The organism is Bradyrhizobium sp. sGM-13 (assembly GCF_018398875.1).
Lineage (GTDB): Bacteria > Pseudomonadota > Alphaproteobacteria > Rhizobiales > Xanthobacteraceae > Bradyrhizobium.
This window is the reverse complement of sequence record NZ_JAGWDK010000383.1, coordinates 1-252: the sequence shown is the minus strand read 5'-3', so window position 1 is coordinate 252 and position 252 is coordinate 1. Positions and strand designations below refer to the sequence as shown.

The following is a 252-nucleotide window of genomic DNA, read 5'->3' as shown; positions in this document are numbered from 1 at the left end:
CTGGCGTGACCACGGCCTATGCGTTGACCGAGCGAGGCCATGCGGTCACGGTGCTAGATCGGCACCGGTATCCCGCCATGGAAACGTCGTTCGCGAATGGTGGCCAGTTATCAGCCAGCAATTCTGAGGTCTGGAACAGTTCCGCGACAATCTTGAAGGGATTGCAATGGATGTTCCGAAAGGACGCGCCGCTTCTGATGCGCCTCACTCCCTCTTGGCATAAATATTCCTGGATCGGCGAGTTCGTCTGGA

Annotated in this window: 1 protein-coding gene; it reads left to right on the top strand. The window is 57.1% G+C overall.

Annotation, left to right across the window (positions count from 1 at the left end; all coding sequences use genetic code 11):
• The coding region (locus tag KJQ96_RS39375; RefSeq protein ID WP_213291259.1) for an FAD-dependent oxidoreductase at nucleotides 1–252 on the top strand (252 nt) is incomplete at both ends.